Here is a 17,932-nt window from a genome sequence, read left to right on the forward strand (position 1 = left end):
AGTCAACTGCGGCGGCATCAGCCATGACAAATGAGCTTGGCGACATTGGGTTCGGCTATCGGCCGCGCGCGGCCTATGCCAGCGACCCAGCCAGGTCGCGCGGGCGGCTCTATGACGAGGTCGAGAGCCCGACTCGCACGCCATTCCAGCGCGACCGCGACCGTATCATTCATTCGACTGCCTTCCGCCGCCTGAAGCACAAGACGCAGGTGTTCGTCGCCCATGAAGGCGACCACTATCGCACCCGGCTGACGCATTCGATCGAGGTCGCGCAGATTGCGCGGGCTCTGGCGCGAGCGCTGCGCGGCGACGAGGATCTGGCCGAGGCGGTCGCCTTGGTGCACGATTTCGGTCACACGCCGTTCGGCCATACCGGCGAGGACGCGCTGAACGAGCGGATGGCCCAATGGGGCGGCTTCGACCACAATGCGCAGTCGCTGCGCGTGGTGACGCGGCTGGAGCGGCGCTATGCCGAGTTCGACGGGCTAAACCTGACCTGGGAAACGCTGGAAGGGCTGGTCAAGCACAATGGGCCGCTGACAGATGCCAAGGGAAAAGGGCTCAAAGGCCCGGTGCCGCAGGCGATCCGCGACTATTCCGAGTTGCACGACCTCGAACTCGACCATTTCGCCGGCATCGAGGCGCAATGTGCTGCGATCGCCGACGATATCGCCTACAACACCCATGACATCGACGACGGCCTGCGCTCCGGCTTCCTGACCTTGGACATGCTGGAAACGGTGGCGCTGCCGGGATCGATCCTGGCAAGCGTGCGCGCGCGCTATCCGGGCCTGGACGATGTGCGCACCGGCCATGAGCTGATGCGCCGGCAGATCACGATGATGGTCGAGGACGTCATTGTTTCCACCACCGCCAATCTGGAGCGCATCAAGCCTGACAGCGCCGAAGCGGTGCGGGCGGCGGGCGAGACGATGGTGACCTTTTCCGCAGACATGGCGGCGACCGAGAAGGATTTGAAGACCTTTCTTTACAAGCATCTCTACCGGCATGACGAGGTGATGCGCGTTCGCACTGAGGCCGAGCAGATCGTGCGCGACCTGTTCGATGTCTATTTCGCCGATCCGCGCGCCATGCCGGACGGCTGGCGGGAGGGGCTCGACCGGGCGGAGGACCGCATCAAGGCGCGCAGCGTCGCCGATTTCCTGGCGGGGATGACGGATACCTACGCCTTGAAGGAACACCGCCGTCTGTTTGACCATACGCCCGATTTAAGCTAGGGCGGGCGCGATTTGCCGGCCAATGAGCCGGTTCCCCTGCACAGTCCGCCAGAGCAAGACCCATGAACATCTTCGCCGATTTCAGCGCGCGAATCACAAAAGCCGTCGAAGCGCTTGATTTGAAAGACAGTAATGGCGTTTCGCCCGACCTGTCGCGCATCGCCGTCGAGCCGCCGCGCGACGCCAGCCATGGCGATCTCGCCACCAATGTGGCGATGGTACTGGCCAAGCCGACAGGGCACAACCCGCGGGCGCTGGCCGAGCGGCTGGTGGAAGTGCTGCGCAGCGACGCCGATGTTGCCGAAGCCGACGTCGCCGGTCCCGGCTTCGTCAATCTCCGGCTCAAGGACGCTTTCTGGCAGGCACATCTGACCGCGGTGCTCGGCGAGGGGCAAAACTACGGCCGCTCGACCATTGGTGGCGGCAAGAAGACCAATGTCGAATATGTCTCGGCCAATCCGACCGGGCCGATGCATGTCGGCCATTGCCGGGGCGCGGTTGTCGGCGACACGCTTGCAAATCTGATGGCCTTCGCCGGCTATGACGTCACCAAGGAATACATCATCAACGACGCCGGCGCGCAGATCGACGTGCTCGGGCGTTCGGCCTTCCTGCGCTACCGCGAAGCGCTGGGAGACGACATTGGCGAAATACCGGCCGGTCTCTATCCCGGCGACTATCTGGTGCCGGTCGGCGAGGCGCTGGTTGCCGAATTCGGTCGCAAGCTCTTGCAGATGCCCGACGATGAGTCGCTGGCAATCGTCAAGGACCGCACGATCGACGCCATGATGGTGATGATCCGCGAGGATCTGGCGTTGCTCAATGTGCATCACGACGTTTTCTTCTCCGAGCGCATGCTGCATGCCGACAATGCCAAAAAAATCCGCTCGGCGATCAACGATCTGACGCTGAAGGGCCATATCTACAAGGGCAAGCTGCCGCCGCCCAAGGGCGAGAAGCCGGACGACTGGGAAGACCGCGAGCAGACGCTGTTCCGCTCGACGGCGGTCGGCGACGACATGGACCGGGCGCTGGTCAAGTCCGACGGCTCGTTCACCTATTTCGCCGCCGACGTCGCCTATCTCAAGGACAAGGTCGACCGCGGTTTCGTCGGCCTGATCTATGTGCTGGGCGCCGACCATGGCGGCTACGTCAAGCGGCTGGAAGCGCTGGCGCGGGCGATTGCAGGCGATGATCTGAAGCTGCAACTCACGGTGCTGCTGTGCAATCTGGTGAAGCTGTTTCGCGATGGCGAACCGGTTCGGATGTCGAAGCGGTCGGGCGACTTCGTGACGTTGCGCGAAGCGGTGGAGGAGGTGGGCCGCGATGCGATCCGCTTCATGATGCTCTACCGCAAGAGCGACGCGCCGCTCGACTTCGATTTCGCCAAGGTCACCGAACAGTCCAAGGACAATCCCGTGTTCTACGTGCAGTACGCGTCGGCGCGCTGTCATTCGGTGTTCCGGCAGGCGAGCGAGCAACTGGGCGAGGCCAATTTCGACCGCAACAGCCTGGCCGCGGCCTCGGCGTCGCTCACCGACGAGGGCGAGATCGGCCTGATCCGGAAGCTGGCTGAATATCCAAGGCTGATCGAATCCGCGGCCCTTGCGCTGGAGCCGCACCGGCTGGCATTCTACCTCTACGATCTGGCTTCCACCTTCCATGGACACTGGAATCGGGGCACCGAGAATCCCGACTTACGTTTTGTTAAGGTTAACGACCGACAATTGACTCATGCCAGACTAGGGCTGGTGCAGGCTGTTTCGGATGTTTTGACCTCCGGCCTGACGCTGATTGGGGCTGATGCGCCCACTGAGATGCGTTAGGTTTAACTAAAACACCTGTCACCATTTGCCCACATTGCGCTGGTAAGGGCCAACCCTACGCGACGTCCATGGCGTCCGAATGAGTGCGAGTTCGGGAACAATAATGGCAGACAGAACCCAGCTGAGAGTAGCCGACAACAACGACATCGCCGAAGATGATCCGTTCGCTGAACTGACCAGGATCATGGGTTTCGATCCGCGCCAGCCGGTCAAGCCGCAGGCGCCAGCCGTCGAGACGGCTGCGGACGAGGGCGATTTCGACATCGACCTCGAGAAGGAGTTGATGGGCGAATTCGGCGATGAAGTCGGTTCCATGGAGGCCAGCCAGCCAGCTCCCGAGGTTCTCCAGCCTGCCGCTGAGCCCTACGAACCTGCTGCCGAGATTCGCGAGCCGGCTTTCGAAACCACCGATGCCGCGATGGACGATGCGCTGGCTGCTTCGCTGGAATATGATTTCGTCTTCGACGATGCCGCCGATCTGGATTTCGGCGCTGCCCCGCAGGCTGCGGCTGCTCCCGTTGAACCCTCGGTTGCCGAACCTTGGTTTGCCGAGCCCGCATTCGACGAAGCTGCATTCGATGATGATTTCGACAATGCCGTGGCCAGCTCGCTGGAAAACGTATCGCCGCTCGAAGACGACCTGCCGATGGACGACGACCTTGCCGCTTCGCTCGAGCAGGGGTTGCTGCTCGATGACGATGCGACCGTCGCCCATGCCGCAGATGTCGCGCAGGTTGCTGCTGCGCCTGCCGACGATCTCGCGTTCGACGATGATTTCGACAATGCCGTCTCGATGTCGCTGGAAGACGAGCTGACGCTGGACGGTCCTGCGCCGGCGCAGGACCAGTATGCCGCGCCAGTAGCCGAGGCGCCGATCCATACCTTCGACGCCGTCGGCTCCGCCGACCACGCTGTTGCCGACGAGGATTTTGCGGGTCATTTCGATGACGCGATGGCAGATGTCGACATGGACTTTGCGGCCCAGGATTTTGCAGCCCAGGATTTTGCAGCCCAGGATTTTGCGGCCGAGCATTTCGAGCCTCAGGCTTTCGAGGCTCAGCCTGTTGAGGCCGAGGATCCGGAAGAGCGCGATCTGGATGTCAGCGATCTGCAGGCCAGCGCGCCGGTTGAGATGGATGCGCCGGAAGTGGACGAGACGCCGGCCTGGACCGTGGAGGCCAGCCCCTCTCATGAGACTGCGCACGAAGCATTCGACGATTTCGATCTGAGCATCGATGATGCGCTTGCCGATCACGAGCCGGTGGCCGAGACCGCACCCGCTCCGGTTCAGCCAACTCCGGTCGCACCAGCCTATGTGGCGCCTACCAATATGGCGACCCCGGCCGCTCCGGTCGCTGACGAACGGACGTTGGAAGATGAACTCAACGCGCTGCTTGGCGCCATGACCACACCACGCCCGGCGCCAGTCGCCCCGATTCCGGTGGTCACCGAGCCCACCAGGGCTGCCGCCATCGAGCCCACCAGGACTTATGAGCCGGTTGCCCCGGTGCAGCGGTCCGTCGCGACGCCGGTCGCTCCGGTCGATAATCTCGACTGGGACCTGGACGAACACGCGCCTGCTCCTCAGGAGGCCCAGGCGGACGATGCCGATTTCGACGATCTGCTTGCCGGCGAACTTGAAGGCCATGTGCCCGAGATCGAGTTCGATGATCACGCCTTCGACGCGGCGCTGGCCAAGGGCATCGATCTCGGTCATGACGATACGGCAGCACCGGTCGCTGGCGATTGGCGCTCGACGCCGCCGGAGCCGGCGCGTTCGTGGAGCCGCGTGACTCCCACCCCGGCCCAGCCTTCCTTTGCAGCGCAGCCGCAACCTTCTTTTGCAGCGCAGCCGCAAGCTTCTTTTGCAGAAAAGCCGTCCATGCCGCCGGCGGCAGCGCCAAGCTATCGCGACCAGCCGGTTGCCGCTGCTGCCTATGTGGCGCCGACGCCATCGCGCCAGGCGCCGCCTCAGGCCTATGACGAGATGCCGGATGTCGAGACGGTCGATGTGCCGGAGCGTGTGGTGGCGATTGCCGACGACCTCGACATTCCAGAACTCAGCTTCGAGCAAGACGAGCCGGCCGCCTATGACGACATCGACGCCGAATTCGCCGGCATGCTCAACGACATGAACGCGGTGGAAGTGGCGCCGCCCACTGCCGCACGCAGTGCCGGCTATGATGACGATTCCTACAGTTCCAGCTTCAGTTCGGGCCACGAGCTCGACCAGCGCGCCTATGCGGCGCGGCCAGCCGAAGTGCTTGCAGCCACGCAAGCTCACCACGCCGATGCCGCCGGCGGCTTCGACATGGACGATCTGCCCGGCAGCCAGCCGGTTTCGCAGGCCGACGATTTCGCGGTCGACGAACTCGACTACGATCCGGATCTGGACGAGGCAATGGCGGTGCCGGGCCTCGCCGAGCAGGAAGCCGCACGGCCGCGCAGGAGCGGGCTGCTGGTCGCGGGGGTCGTTGCTGCGGTTGCGATTGCCGGCGGCCTTGGCGCCTTCGCCTTGTCGTTCGGCGGCAAGGGCGGCAGCGATGCGCCGGTCATTGTCAAAGCCGACAACAGGCCGATCAAGGTCAAGCCCGAAAATCCGGGCGGCGCCGTGGTGCCGAACCAGGACAACAAGGTTTATGATGCGGTCGCCAAGGGCACCAAGCCGGCCGAGCCGGTTCAGGAGAAGCTGGTCACCAACACCGAAGAGCCGGTCGATGTGAAGGCGCAGGAGCCTGAAAGCCGCGTCGTCGATCTGTCGCCCGACGATACTGCCCCAGGCCCCGACGCTGCCGGCAACCCCGAAGCTGCCGTCAACCCCGACGCTGCCGGCAACCCCGACGCGGCTGTCGCGCCGGCGCCAAAATCCGAGGACCGCATTGCGCAGGTGCTGCAGGAAGCCGAGAAGAACCCCGATACGGTCGCCGTTGCCCCGCGCAAGGTGCGGACCATGGTGGTCAAGCCCGACGGCTCGTTGGTGGCCCGCGAGGACTCGACGCCGGCCGCGCCGCAGGTTGCGGCGACTGAGCCGCTTGACCCGGCGCCGCAGCACGTCGCCCCTTCGGCCGATGCCGAGCAGACCGGCACCGTGGCGCCTGCCGATCAGGCAAATAGCGACCAGGCAAGTGCCGAGACCGCCAAGCCGGTCAAGCCGGTGAAGCCGGCGGCCACGCCGAAGGCTGAGACCCAGTCCGCCAACACGCCGCAGACGGTTGCCGTGGCGCCGCAGCGCCCGTCCGACCAGCCGGTCGACGTGGTCGGCGAGGTCAAGCCCGACCAGGTTGCCTCCATCCCGGCGACGGCTTCGACATCGGGCGGTTCGTGGTCGATGCAGATCGCTTCGCAGCCGACGGTCGAAAGCGCCCAGGCCAACTACGCCGACCTGCAGCGCCGCTATGGAAATGTGCTCGCCGGTCGCACCGCCAACATCGTCAAGGCGGAGATCGCCGGCAAGGGCACCTTCTACCGTGTCCGGGTGCCTGCGCAATCGCGCAACGATGCGATCAATCTGTGCACCAGCTACAAGGCTGCCGGCGGCAACTGCTTCGTGTCGCGGTAAGGCCGGATCCAATTATCAGAGCCGGCGCGTTCCCAAGGGTCGCGCCGGCTTTTTCATGTGGATGGGCGAGAGGTTGAGGCGCTTGCCGTCCGGGGAGATTCCCTTTGGCGGCGCGAAGCCCTAAACTGGTGGAATGACCGAATCAAAATCCATGATCCTCGGCTGTGCCGGGAAATCGCTGACCCGCGAAGAAATCCGTTTCTATCGCAATGAATGCCCGTGGGGCTTCATCCTGTTTGCGCGCAATATCGGCGAAACGGAGCAGATCCGCGATCTGGTCGCCGAAATGCGCGACTGTATCGGGCGCCCCGATGCGCTGGTGTTCATCGATCAGGAAGGTGGCCGGGTGCAGCGCCTGCGGCCGCCGCTGGCGCCGAACTATCCCGCCGGCGGCGCGCTCGGTGCATTGTGGCGCAAGGACCATGATGCCGGCACCCGCGCTGCCTGGCTGATGGCGCGGCTGCACGCCTTCGACCTGTTGCGCTTCGGTATCTCGGCCGATTGCCTGCCGGTGCTGGACGTGCCGATCGAGGGCGCCAGCGACGTCATCGGCGCGCGCGCCTATGGCAAGGAGCCGCGCCCGGTCATCGAACTTGGCCGCGCCGCCGCGGAAGGGCTGATGTCCGGCGGCGTGTTGCCGGTCATGAAGCATATTCCGGGCCATGGACGCGCCTTCGCCGACACGCATTTCGAGCTGCCTGTGGTCGACGCCTCGCTGAGCGACCTGCAGCGGCATGATTTCGCCCCTTTCCGCGAGCTTAGCCATCTGCCGATGGCGATGACGGCGCATGTCGTCTACAGCGCCATCGATCCGAACAACCCAGCGACCACCTCAGGCAAGGTCATCGACGAGATCATCCGCCGCGAGATCGGCTTCGACGGGCTGTTGATGAGCGACGACACCTCGATGAAGGCACTTTCTGGGGATTTCCCGACAAAGGCGGCCTCGATCCTTGCGGCGGGCTGCGATCTGGTCCTTCACTGCAATGGCGTTTTCGAGGAGATGGCAGGCATCGCATCGCGAACCACGGGACTTGAAGGGACGTCGCTGGAGCGCGCCAAGCGGGCGCTGACCTATATAGGGGATCGCGACCGGGCCGACGAAACCGAGATACGCGCCGAGTTTGCCACCTATTTCGATGCGGTGGCCTAGAGACGGATGATTTCAGGTCTGTTCGACCTGAAATCTGAATCCGTCTCTAAATTAGATAGAGAGAGCATGATGTCGTCCGAAAACCGCTTCACACTTTTCGGCATCATGCTCTAACCAGAGGTAAAGGAACAAGTGGCGGAGACATTGGACAGCAAGGCTGCGAAGGCCGCACCGATGGACCGTCTGTGGGCCGAGAACGACGATTCACGGGTCACCGGCGACCCGTCGCTTGTCGTCGACGTCGCCGGGTTCGAAGGTCCGCTCGACCTCTTGCTGCATCTCGCCCGCAACCAAAAGGTCGATCTGTCGCGGATTTCCATCTTGGCGCTGGTCGAGCAATATCTGACCTTCGTCGAGACGGCGAGGGCGCTGAGGCTTGAGCTTGCCGCCGACTACCTGGTGATGGCGGCGTGGCTGGCCTTCCTCAAGTCGAAGCTCCTCATCCCCAAGCAGCCCGGCGAGGAAGGCGAAAGCGGCGAGGAACTGGCCGCGGTGCTGCAGTTCCGGCTGAAGCGTCTGGAGGCCATGCGCGACGCCTCGGCAAGGCTGGTCAACCGCAACCGGCTCGGCCGCGACGTGTTTGCACGCGGCATGCCTGAAATGGTCATCGTCGAGAAGCGTAACGCCTATTCGGCCTCGCTCTACGATTTGCTCACCGCCTATGCGCAGCAGCGCCAGAAACAGGCGATCACCAATGTGACAATTGCCCGGCGTGGCGTGTGGTCGCTCAAGGATGCGCGCGATATCCTGACCCGGCTGATCGGCTCGCTGCGCGACTGGACGGCGCTGGACAGCTATCTGATCAATTACCTGACCAGCCCGGACGAACGGCGTACCGCGATTGCCAGCTCGTTCGCGGCGTCGCTGGAACTGGTGCGCGAAGGCAGCATCGAGATGCGACAGGACCAGGTGTTCGCGCCGCTCTATCTGCGCGGCCGCGCGCAACCAATCAAGGCAGTCGAGGTGGCATCATGAGCGAACGCGCCAACGCTTCGGTCATTCCGTTCAAGGTCGAAGAAGAGACCGAGGAGGGCACTATCGCCCAGGACCCGACTGATACCCTGCTTCTGAATCCTGGCGAACGGCTGCATATGGCCGAAGCCATACGCATGGCCGAGGCGATCGTGTTCGCCAGCGCCGAGCCGGTCAGCGAAAAGCAGCTCGCAGCCAGATTGCCCGATGGCATCAGCATTGCCGCTGCCATGGCTGAGCTGCAGCAGATTTATGCGCGGCGCGGCGTCAATCTGGTTCGGGTCGGCGATGCCTGGGCGTTCCGTACCGCCGGCGATCTCGCCTTCCTGATGAGCCGCGACACGGTGCAGCAGCGCAAGCTGTCGCGCGCCGCGCTCGAAGTGCTGGCGATCATCGCCTACCACCAGCCGGTGACGCGCGCCGAGATCGAGGACATCAGAGGCGTCGAGACCTCGAAGGGCACGCTGGATACGCTGCTCGAAACGGAATGGGTGCGCATGCGCGGCCGCCGCCGCACGCCCGGCCGTCCCGTCACCTACGGCACGACAGACACTTTCCTCGACCATTTCGCACTGGAGGAGATCCGCGATCTTCCCGGGATGGACGAACTGAAGGGGGCAGGGCTGCTCTCCGGCCGCATGCCGTCGAATTTCGCCATCCCGTTGCCGCCGGCCGATCCGGACGCGCTGAGCGAGGACGAGGATGCGTTGACCGACATCGATCTCGAGGAACTCGGCCTGCTGACGCCGCGCGTCACGGAAGATTGACCGCAAGCCGCTGTCAAAAAGCTGCATTGCTGCGGTAGATGCGCCGATTGGTAGCGGGCAGCTTTGCCGAAAATGCGTGACATAAGCCGCGCCTTCATAAACTTTGTCGCTGTTGTGTTTGAATCCCAACGCGAAAACGCATAGATCATCGCCAGGGAAAACATTCGAGAGAGAGTTACAATGGGTTCATTTTCGATTTGGCACTGGATGATCGTGCTGGTGATCGTGCTGCTGGTGTTCGGCCGCGGCAAGATACCCGAGCTGATGGGCGACATGGCCAAGGGCATCAAGAGCTTCAAGAAGGGCATGGCCGACGACGATACCGCCGAAGACAAGCGCACCGTCGAGCACCGCCCGGACGAGACCGTTTCGGCAGTGAAGGAAAAGGCCAGCAAGAGCTGAGCCGAAGGTTGTTGCTTTTGTGCAAGTCGTTGTCCCAAAACCGCTTCGCACTTTTGGGCGACAAGCACTAGTCGGAACTGATTGCCATGTTTGAAGTCGGCTGGACCGAAATGCTGGTGATCGCGATCGTCATGATCGTGGTCGTCGGACCCAAGGATTTGCCCAATATGCTGCGCACCTTCGGCCGCACGACGGCGAAGCTGCGTGCCATGGCCTCCGACTTCCAGAAGCAGTTCAACGAGGCGTTGAAGGAAGCCGAGCTCGACGACGTCAAGAAGTCTGTCGATACGCTGCGCGGCCTCAATCCGGCGGCCGAAATCCGCAAGCAGCTCAATCCGTTCGAACAGGCGGCAGCCGAGGTTCGCTCCGGCGTCGATGCGGTGATGAAGCCGAAGCCCGCCGTCGACCCCTCAACGCCCGCGGCAGAAACACCACAGCCGGCCGAGCCGCTCAAGAACGGCGCGACGGTGATGCCGGGTCTCAACGGACCGGAAACAGCGCCGGCGGCGCCGATCCTTCCGGCGATGACCGATCAGGCGGTGGTGACACCGGCTGCAGCAACAGCAGCGCCACGAAACGCGCGCGCCAAGAAGGCCGCGGCATCAAAGGCCCCGGCAACCAAAACAGCGGCAGCCAAGGCAGCACCGGCAAAGCCGGCGCCTGCGGCGAAGGTTGCGGCCAAGCCGTCAGCGGCGCCCGCCAAGGCTGCACCTGGACAAGCCGCCACCAAGCCCGCTGCTGCACCGAAGGCAGTCACAAAGGCTGAGCCGAAGCCTGCGCCGGCCAAGAATCCCGCGCCCAAGAAGACGGCGGGGGCCGCCAAGTGAGCATTACGGACAGCGAAAAGGACGAGATCGAGAAGTCGTCGGCTCCGCTGATGGAGCATCTGATCGAACTGCGCCGCCGGCTGATCTGGTCGATCGGCGGTTTCTTCGTCGCCTTCCTCGTCTGCTTCTTCTTTGCCAAGAAGCTGTTCAATCTTTTGGTCGTTCCGTTCAAATGGGCCACGCAATGGGCCGGGCTCGATCCGCACAAGGTCGAGCTGATCTATACGGCGCCGCAGGAATTCTTCTTCACCCAGGTCAAGCTCGCCATGTTCGGCGGCATGGTCATCGCCTTTCCGCTGATCGCCACGCAGATCTACAAATTCATTGCGCCTGGCCTCTACAAGAACGAGCGCAACGCCTTCCTGCCGTTCCTGATCGCATCGCCGATCCTGTTCCTGATGGGCGCGTCGCTGGTCTATTTCTTCTTCACGCCGATGGTGATGTGGTTCTTCCTCGCCATGCAGCAGGCCGGCACCGACGACCAGGTGCAGATTTCGCTGCTGCCGAAAGTGTCGGAATATCTCAGCCTGATCATGACGCTGATCTTCTCCTTCGGCCTGGTGTTCCAGCTGCCGGTGGTGACCAGCCTGATGACGCGCGTCGGCATGCTGTCGTCGAAGGCGCTGGCCGAGAAGCGCAAATGGGCGATCGTCATCGCCTTCGTCGTCGCGGCGGTCCTGACGCCGCCTGATCCGATGAGCCAGATCGGTTTGGCCATCCCGACCATCCTGCTCTACGAGGTGTCGATCTGGGCGGCCCGGCTGATCGAGCGCGACCAGGTCAAGCAGAAGCTGGCGCGCGAGAAGCAGGAAGCCGCCGAAGCCGTGGCCGAAAAGGCGGCGGACGCGTCCTCAAAGCAGGCTCCTTCATAGGCCGTCGCGTTCGGGTATCCGCGTTAGCGGAAAAACGCGACAGCCGCCATCTTGCATCGATGAAGGATGCGGTTTACGCCCTCAGGCCTTAGCTCGAGGACGACCAACCATGCTTGATATCAAATGGATTCGCGACAACCCGAAGGCCCTTGTCGAAGCGCTGGCCAAGCGCTCGTGGTCGGCTGACGAGGCGCAGTCCACGGTCGATGAGCTGATCAAGAAGGACGAAGCGCGGCGCGAGCACGTCACCGAGCTGCAGACCAAGCAGGAACGCCGCAACGCCGCCTCGAAGGAGATCGGCAACGCCATGCGTTCGGGCGACACGGCACTTGCCGAAAAGCTCAAGGCCGAAGTCGGCGATATCAAGACCTTCATCCAGAATGGCGAGGCGCGCGAGCGCGAGCTCGACAAGACGCTGAACGATGCGCTGGCGGTGCTGCCGAATGTGCCGCTCGACGACGTGCCGGTCGGCAAGGACGAGCACGACAATGTCGTCAAGCATATCGTCGGCGAGGTGCCGACCCGGCCGAACTGGGTGAAGGAGCATTTCGAGATCGGCGAAGCGCTTGGCATGATGGATTTCGAGCGGGCGGCAAAGCTGTCGGGATCACGCTTCACCGTGCTGAAGAGCGGGCTGGCGCGGATGGAGCGCGCCATCGGCCAGTTCATGCTCGATCTGCACACGACCGAGCATGGCTATGAAGAAGTCATCCCGCCACTGATGGTGCGCGACGAAGTGCTTTTCGGGACCAACCAGCTGCCGAAATTCGAGGACGACCTGTTCTTCGTGCAGCATGGCGATGGCCGGCTCGGGTTGATTCCAACCGCCGAGGTCCCGCTCACCAACCTGGTGCGCGAAGAAATCACGGCCCATGAAAAGCTGCCGCTGCGCTATACGGCGCTGACGCCGTGCTTCCGCTCGGAAGCGGGCTCCGCCGGCCGCGACACGCGCGGCATGTTGCGCCAGCACCAGTTCTACAAGGTCGAGCTGGTCTCGGTCACCGACCAGGAGTCTTCGCTCGCCGAGCACGAGCGGATGACGCAGTGCGCCGAAGAGGTGCTGAAGCGACTGGAGCTGCCGTTCCGCACCATGGTCCTGTGCACGGGCGACATGGGGTTTGGCGCGCGCAAGACCTACGACATCGAGGTCTGGCTGCCTGGACAGAACGCCTATCGCGAGATCTCGTCCTGTTCAGTGTGCGGCGACTTCCAGGCCAGGCGCATGGATGCCCGCTACAAGGACAGGGACGGCAACGGCAACCGCTTTGTGCACACGCTGAACGGTTCGGGCACCGCTGTCGGCCGTGCGCTGATTGCCGTCATCGAAAACTACCAGAATGAGGATGGCAGCGTAACCATTCCTGAAGTGCTGCGGCCTTATATGGGCGGTCTGGCGAAGATCGAATCGAAGTAATGCGCATCCTTCTGACCAATGATGACGGCATTCATGCCGAGGGCCTGGCGTCGCTCGAACGCATCGCCCGCACGCTGTCGGACGATGTCTGGGTCGTGGCGCCGGAGCAGGACCAGTCCGGCTACGCGCACTCGCTGTCGATCTCGGAGCCGCTCCGGCTGCGCAAGATCGGCGAGAAACACTACGCCGTGCGCGGCACGCCGACCGACTGCGTCATCATGGGCGTCAAGAAGATCCTGCCTGGCGCGCCGGACCTGATCCTGTCCGGTGTCAATTCCGGCGCCAACATCGCTGACGACGTCACCTATTCCGGCACCGTCGCCGGCGCCATGGAAGGCGCGCTGCTCGGCATCCGCTCGATCGCACTCAGCCAGGGTTATTCCTATGTCGGCGAGGACCGCGTCGTTCCCTATGAGACCACCGAGGCGCTGGCGCCGGCGTTGCTGAAAAAGCTCGTCGCCATGCCGCTGCCGGACGGCGTGCTGCTCAACGTCAACTTTCCCAACTGCCTCCCTGACGAGGTTGCCGGCACCGTCGTGACGTCGCAGGGCAAGCTGGTGCACAGCCTTTGGGTCGACGAGCGCCGCGACGGGCGCGGCCTGCCTTATTACTGGCTGCGCTTCGGCCGCGAGCCGGTCGAGGGCAAGCAGGGCACCGATCTCCATGCTCTGCGCAACCGGCTCGTGTCTGTGACGCCGCTGCAGCTTGACCTCACCGCGCATGAAATCCGTGACCAACTGACCAAGGCGCTGTCTGAATAAGGTGTTCGCATGAAGAAGGTTCTGGCATGAACTTGCCGCTCGACGATCGCGAGGGTTTTGCCGCTTTCCTGCTGCGCCTGCGCGGCCAAGGCGCGGTGCCGAAGGCGCTGATCGCAGCCTTCGAGGCGACGCCGCGGCGCGGCTTCCTCAACGGCCAGTTCCATTCCATCGCCTGGTCGGACGGCATGCTGCCGATCGAATGCGGCGAGGCGATCGAGGGCGCCGATCTGCAGGCGGCGGTGATTGCGGCCCTGGCAATAGAGCCCGGCAACCGGGTGCTGGAGATCGGCACCGGCTCGGGCTACACGGCAGCGGTGATGTCGCGGCTCGCGGCGCGCATCGTCAGCGTCGACCGCTACAAAACGCTGGCCGAGCAGGCCAGGCAACGCTTCGAGGCGCTCGGCATCGGCAATGTCATCGTGCGCCAGGCCGACGGTTCCAACGGGCTTGCCAACGAAGCGCCGTTCGACCGCATCGTAGCCTGGGCGGCTTTCGACAGCCTGCCGCGCTTCCTGCTCGACCAATTGTCGAGCGGCGGCATCGTCATTGCCCCGATCGGGCCGGAGGAGGGCGAGCAGGTGCTGGCCAAGCTGACCAAGGTCGGCAGCCGCTTCGAGCGCGAGGATATCGGCACCGTGCGCCTGCAGCCGATCCTGCGCAGCGTCGCGGCGGTTATCTGAATTCTGCCTGTCACGCGCTTCGAAGGTAAGCCGAAGCCGATCGTTTCGTCATCCACGGGCGAAGCAAGGAGCGTAGCGACGCAGCGCAGACCCGAGGATCCATGCCGCGCCATCAAGGCGTAGCTACGGCGCAGAATTCTGCTCTGCTGCATTCTTCGGCCAATGTCACGGAATGGATCCCAGGGTCTCCGCGACGGCGCTTCGCGCCTGCTTCGCCCAGGGATGACGACGTTGGTGAAGGCGCCTTACAAAATGTTTTAAGAAAATTTGCGTCCGATTCTATGGGGTTAACCCGCCAGTAACATTAACGCGCTTTAATCATGACCAGTGTGTACCGGGTCTGCGGGTTAGTGCGATGCAATTCAGTGTTATGAAGGCAAACGGGCGTACTCTGTCGCGGGGCTGCGCTGTCCTCATGCTGGCCGGAATGGCAGCGGGGTGTAGCTCCCAGGTCTCGCGGTTCAACGGTGTCGACGACGTCTTCACCTCCTCGACCAACAATCAGCGCGCCATCATCGACAAGCAGAGCACCGCGCAGCCCTATCCGGGCGATGTGGCGCCCGAGCCGATCGCTGCGGCACCTGTCGATGGCAGCCATAACCAGTCGGTCAGCCGCTCCAGCCTGGAGCCGGTCACCGTCCAGCAGCTGCCGCCGCCGAGCGCGCCCAAAGCTGCTCCGATGCGTACCGCTTCCGCGCCGGCGCTTGCACCGGCACCGCATGTCGACAGAACGACTACCGGCACCGTCCAGCCGGCGAGGCCGTTCAAGAATGCCGGTGACTCCGATCCGAAACCAGTTGCGGCTGGTACGCCGCATGCGACCGAGATCGTGGTCAGCGACGGCGAGACCATTTCCGGCATCGCTCATCGCTATCATGTGCCCGCCGACGTGATCATGAAGGTCAACGGCTTGAGCGCCACCAAGGGGCTGAAGACCGGTCAGAAACTGGTCATCCCGGCCTATGCCTATTCAAGCAAGGGGGCAGAGCCGAAACTTGCCGACGGCAAGCCGGCAAACAGCCCCAAGGCGCCAGCGCCGGAAAAGGTCGCCGTGCTGCCGCAGCAGCCGAAACTCAAGGACGGCAAGTCCGCCGCGCAGGTTGACGCTTCGGCAGCGAACAAGCCGAAGACCGACAAGCCGGCGCAGACGGCCTCGGCCGCGCCAAAGGCCGGCGCGGGCACCTACACGGTCCAGTCGGGCGACACCATGTCCTCCATCGCCAGGAAGACCGGCGTTGGCGTCGTGGCGCTGAAGCAGGCGAACGGCATGCAGGACGGCCTGCTCAAGATCGGCCAGACGCTGAAGGTTCCGGCAGGTGGCACCGCAACGGTCGCCAGCGCCAAGCCGGCCAAAGTTGATCCGGTGACGACCGCGACCACCCAACCGGCGGCAAAGCCGACGGAGACACTCGCCACCTACACGCCGCCGAAGAAGGACGCCAAGGTTATCCAGCAGGCCGAGGACGACGATGCTGTTGCGCCCGATGCCACCGGCATCGGCAAGATGCGTTGGCCGGTGCGTGGCCGCGTCATCTCCAATTTTGGTGGCGGCAAGGATGGTGTCGACATCGCCGTGCCTGAGGGGACGCCGGTCAAGGCGGCCGAAAACGGCGTGGTCATCTATGCCGGCGACGGCCTCAAGGAATTCGGCAATACGGTTCTGGTGCGCCACGAAAACGGGCTGGTCACCGTCTATGGTCACGCCAGGTCGATCGAGGTGCAGCGCGGCCAGAAGGTCAAGCGCGGCCAGGAAATCGCGCTGTCGGGCATGAGCGGGACCACCGACTCGCCGAAACTGCACTTCGAAGTGCGCAAGAACTCGGCCCCGGTCGACCCCTCTGGCTATCTCGAATAGAACAATAAACGTTTTGCAGGCCGTCTGACCTCCAGTCCGGCCCGCCGGCTCAGCCCGCTCCGCAAGGGGCGGGCTTTTTCAGTGACCTGACGCAAATCAATCAGTCGTTCAGCGGCTTGCCGAGCCGGCCGGCCAGATCCTGGGTGAACTGCCATGCGACGCGGCCCGAGCGGCTGCCGCGTGTCGTTGCCCATTCCAGGGCGTCGGCGCGCAGCTGCTCCGGGTCGATGGTAAGCCCGTGATGGCTGGCATAGCTGTTGACCATGTCGAGATATTCGTCCTGCGAGCACTTGTGGAAGCCGAGCCACAGGCCGAAACGATCGGACAGTGAAACCTTTTCCTCGACCGCCTCGGACGGGTTGATGGCGGTCGAGCGCTCATTGTCGATCATGTCGCGCGGCAACAGGTGCCGGCGGTTCGACGTGGCGTAGAAGATGACGTTGGCCGGGCGGCCCTCGACGCCGCCTTCAAGGGCTGCCTTAAGCGACTTGTAGGAGGTGTCGTCATGGTCGAAGGAGAGGTCGTCGCAAAACAGGATGAAGCGAAACGGCGCCGCCTTCAGCAGGCCCATCAGCCTGGGCAGCGTGTCGATATCCTCGCGATGGATCTCGATCAGCTTGAGCGGCGGGTCGGATTTTGCCCTGGCGTTGATCTGCGCATGCACGGCCTTGACCAGGGAGGATTTGCCCATGCCGCGCGCGCCCCACAACAACACATTGTTGGCGGCATGGCCGGCGGCGAAGCGTTCCGTGTTGTCGACCAGAATGTCGCGCACGCGGTCGACGCCGCGGATCAGGCCGATGTCGACGCGGTTGACCTTGCGCACCGGCTCGAGATAGCCGGGATCGGCCTGCCAAACAAAGCAATCGGCCACGGCAAGATCGGTTTGCGGCACCGGCGGCGGGGCGAGGCGGGTGACCGCCTCGATCAGGCGGTCGAGCTTTTGGTTCAGGGCCTCGATGGTGCTGTCGGTCATGTCTCGTCTTTTATGTTTCCGCACGAACGTGCGTAGGGGCCGAAATCGTCTTGATCCGGGCGAGATAGAAACTGGTTCCAAGCTTTTGTTTGGGCATGATCTTTTGCGAAAACCACGCCCGTATTCCGGGAGCATGCTCTAACACGGGTCAACCGGCCGGAAAAGCAGCTGAAAGCCCGGCCGCGCAGTTGCATTGGTAACTTTACCCACTATATTCCGGCCAAATTTGGCGAGGCCGCCCTACGGCCTTCTTCGTAACCAGGAGTTCTTGATGTTCGTCACACCGGCATACGCCCAAGCTACCGGAACTCCGCTTGGTCCGTTCGGGGATATCGGCATGATACTCCCGTTCGTTCTGATCTTCGTGATCATGTATTTCCTCATCATCCGGCCGCAGCGCGCCCAGTTGAAGAAGCGCCAGGAGATGATCTCGGCCGTGCGCCGTGGCGACACGGTCATCACCGGCGGCGGCTTCGTCGGCAAGGTGACCAAGGTGATCGACGACAATGAGCTTGAGATCGACCTTGGCGGCGGCACCAAGGTGACGGCGCTGCGCTCGACGATCGCCGATGTTCGGGTCAAGGGCGAGCCGGTGGCCAACCAGAACGCCAAGAAGTAAGCCAGTTTCCC

At 63.5% G+C, this 17,932-nt stretch carries 15 protein-coding genes; 14 read left to right on the plus strand and 1 reads right to left on the minus strand.

The features are described 5' to 3' along the window. The first annotated feature begins 23 nt into the window (after positions 1–23). The 13 genes from NKH22_RS01190 to NKH22_RS01250 all read left to right on the plus strand — a co-directional run bounded on the left by NKH22_RS01190 (position 24) and on the right by NKH22_RS01250 (position 16,326). Entirely contained in the window at positions 24–1,238 is a 1,215-nt protein-coding gene (locus NKH22_RS01190) for a deoxyguanosinetriphosphate triphosphohydrolase (RefSeq protein WP_023821442.1), read from the plus strand. Positions 1,239–1,300: 62 nt separating this feature from the next. Beyond that, positions 1,301–3,064: an arginine--tRNA ligase gene (gene argS, locus NKH22_RS01195; RefSeq protein ID WP_023821441.1), complete on the plus strand. Its 1,764-nt coding sequence runs from the start codon at positions 1,301–1,303 to the stop codon at positions 3,062–3,064. 103 nt (positions 3,065–3,167) lie between these two features. After that, positions 3,168–6,623, plus strand: a complete 3,456-nt coding sequence (locus NKH22_RS01200; protein ID WP_023821440.1) for an SPOR domain-containing protein — start codon at positions 3,168–3,170, stop codon at positions 6,621–6,623. A 133-nt stretch (positions 6,624–6,756) separates the two neighbouring features. After that, entirely contained in the window at positions 6,757–7,776 is a 1,020-nt protein-coding gene (gene nagZ / locus NKH22_RS01205) for a beta-N-acetylhexosaminidase (protein WP_023821439.1), read from the plus strand. Positions 7,777–7,950: 174 nt separating this feature from the next. Beyond that, positions 7,951–8,751 (plus strand): segregation and condensation protein A, encoded by an 801-nt coding sequence (locus tag NKH22_RS01210; protein WP_023667690.1) that lies wholly within the window; start codon positions 7,951–7,953, stop codon positions 8,749–8,751. Beyond that, complete coding sequence (gene scpB / locus NKH22_RS01215) at positions 8,748–9,515, plus strand: SMC-Scp complex subunit ScpB (protein WP_352908809.1); 768 nt, start codon at positions 8,748–8,750, stop codon at positions 9,513–9,515. Before NKH22_RS01210 ends, scpB begins: the two co-directional genes overlap by 4 nt. 180 nt (positions 9,516–9,695) lie before the next feature. Then, on the plus strand, positions 9,696–9,917 hold the full coding sequence (locus NKH22_RS01220; protein ID WP_023681650.1) for a twin-arginine translocase TatA/TatE family subunit: 222 nt from the start codon (positions 9,696–9,698) through the stop codon (positions 9,915–9,917). 86 nt (positions 9,918–10,003) lie between these two features. Continuing rightward, a complete protein-coding gene (tatB, locus tag NKH22_RS01225; RefSeq protein WP_352763603.1) occupies positions 10,004–10,744 on the plus strand; it encodes a Sec-independent protein translocase protein TatB in 741 nt (246 codons plus the stop codon). Then, positions 10,741–11,616 (plus strand): twin-arginine translocase subunit TatC, encoded by an 876-nt coding sequence (gene tatC, locus NKH22_RS01230; RefSeq protein ID WP_023688219.1) that lies wholly within the window; start codon positions 10,741–10,743, stop codon positions 11,614–11,616. Before tatB ends, tatC begins: the two co-directional genes overlap by 4 nt. 109 nt (positions 11,617–11,725) lie before the next feature. After that, positions 11,726–13,030, plus strand: coding sequence for a serine--tRNA ligase (gene serS / locus NKH22_RS01235; protein ID WP_023706002.1), 1,305 nt, complete (start codon positions 11,726–11,728; stop codon positions 13,028–13,030). After that, positions 13,030–13,791, plus strand: a complete 762-nt coding sequence (gene surE / locus NKH22_RS01240) for a 5'/3'-nucleotidase SurE (protein ID WP_023710683.1) — start codon at positions 13,030–13,032, stop codon at positions 13,789–13,791. The genes serS and surE overlap by 1 nt, the downstream gene beginning before the upstream one ends. 26 nt (positions 13,792–13,817) lie before the next feature. After that, entirely contained in the window at positions 13,818–14,471 is a 654-nt protein-coding gene (locus NKH22_RS01245; RefSeq protein ID WP_023667683.1) for a protein-L-isoaspartate(D-aspartate) O-methyltransferase, read from the plus strand. 355 nt (positions 14,472–14,826) lie between these two features. Then, entirely contained in the window at positions 14,827–16,326 is a 1,500-nt protein-coding gene (locus tag NKH22_RS01250; protein ID WP_352908812.1) for a peptidoglycan DD-metalloendopeptidase family protein, read from the plus strand. A 100-nt stretch (positions 16,327–16,426) separates the two neighbouring features. Here NKH22_RS01250 and NKH22_RS01255 read toward each other — a convergent pair whose 3' ends face one another. Further along, the gene (locus tag NKH22_RS01255; RefSeq protein WP_023691111.1) at positions 16,427–17,302 is read right to left on the minus strand and encodes an ATP-binding protein; all 876 of its coding nucleotides are present in this window, start codon (positions 17,300–17,302) and stop codon (positions 16,427–16,429) included. A 271-nt stretch (positions 17,303–17,573) separates the two neighbouring features. On the opposite strand from NKH22_RS01255, the gene yajC reads away from it, so the two are divergent. Beyond that, positions 17,574–17,921 carry a preprotein translocase subunit YajC gene (gene yajC, locus NKH22_RS01260; RefSeq protein WP_023667680.1) on the plus strand — a complete coding sequence of 116 codons (348 nt, stop codon included), beginning with the start codon at positions 17,574–17,576 and terminating at the stop codon, positions 17,919–17,921. The last annotated feature ends 11 nt before the right edge of the window (positions 17,922–17,932 follow it).

Source organism: Mesorhizobium sp. M1252, assembly GCF_040318265.1.
In the GTDB taxonomy this organism is placed as follows: domain Bacteria; phylum Pseudomonadota; class Alphaproteobacteria; order Rhizobiales; family Rhizobiaceae; genus Mesorhizobium.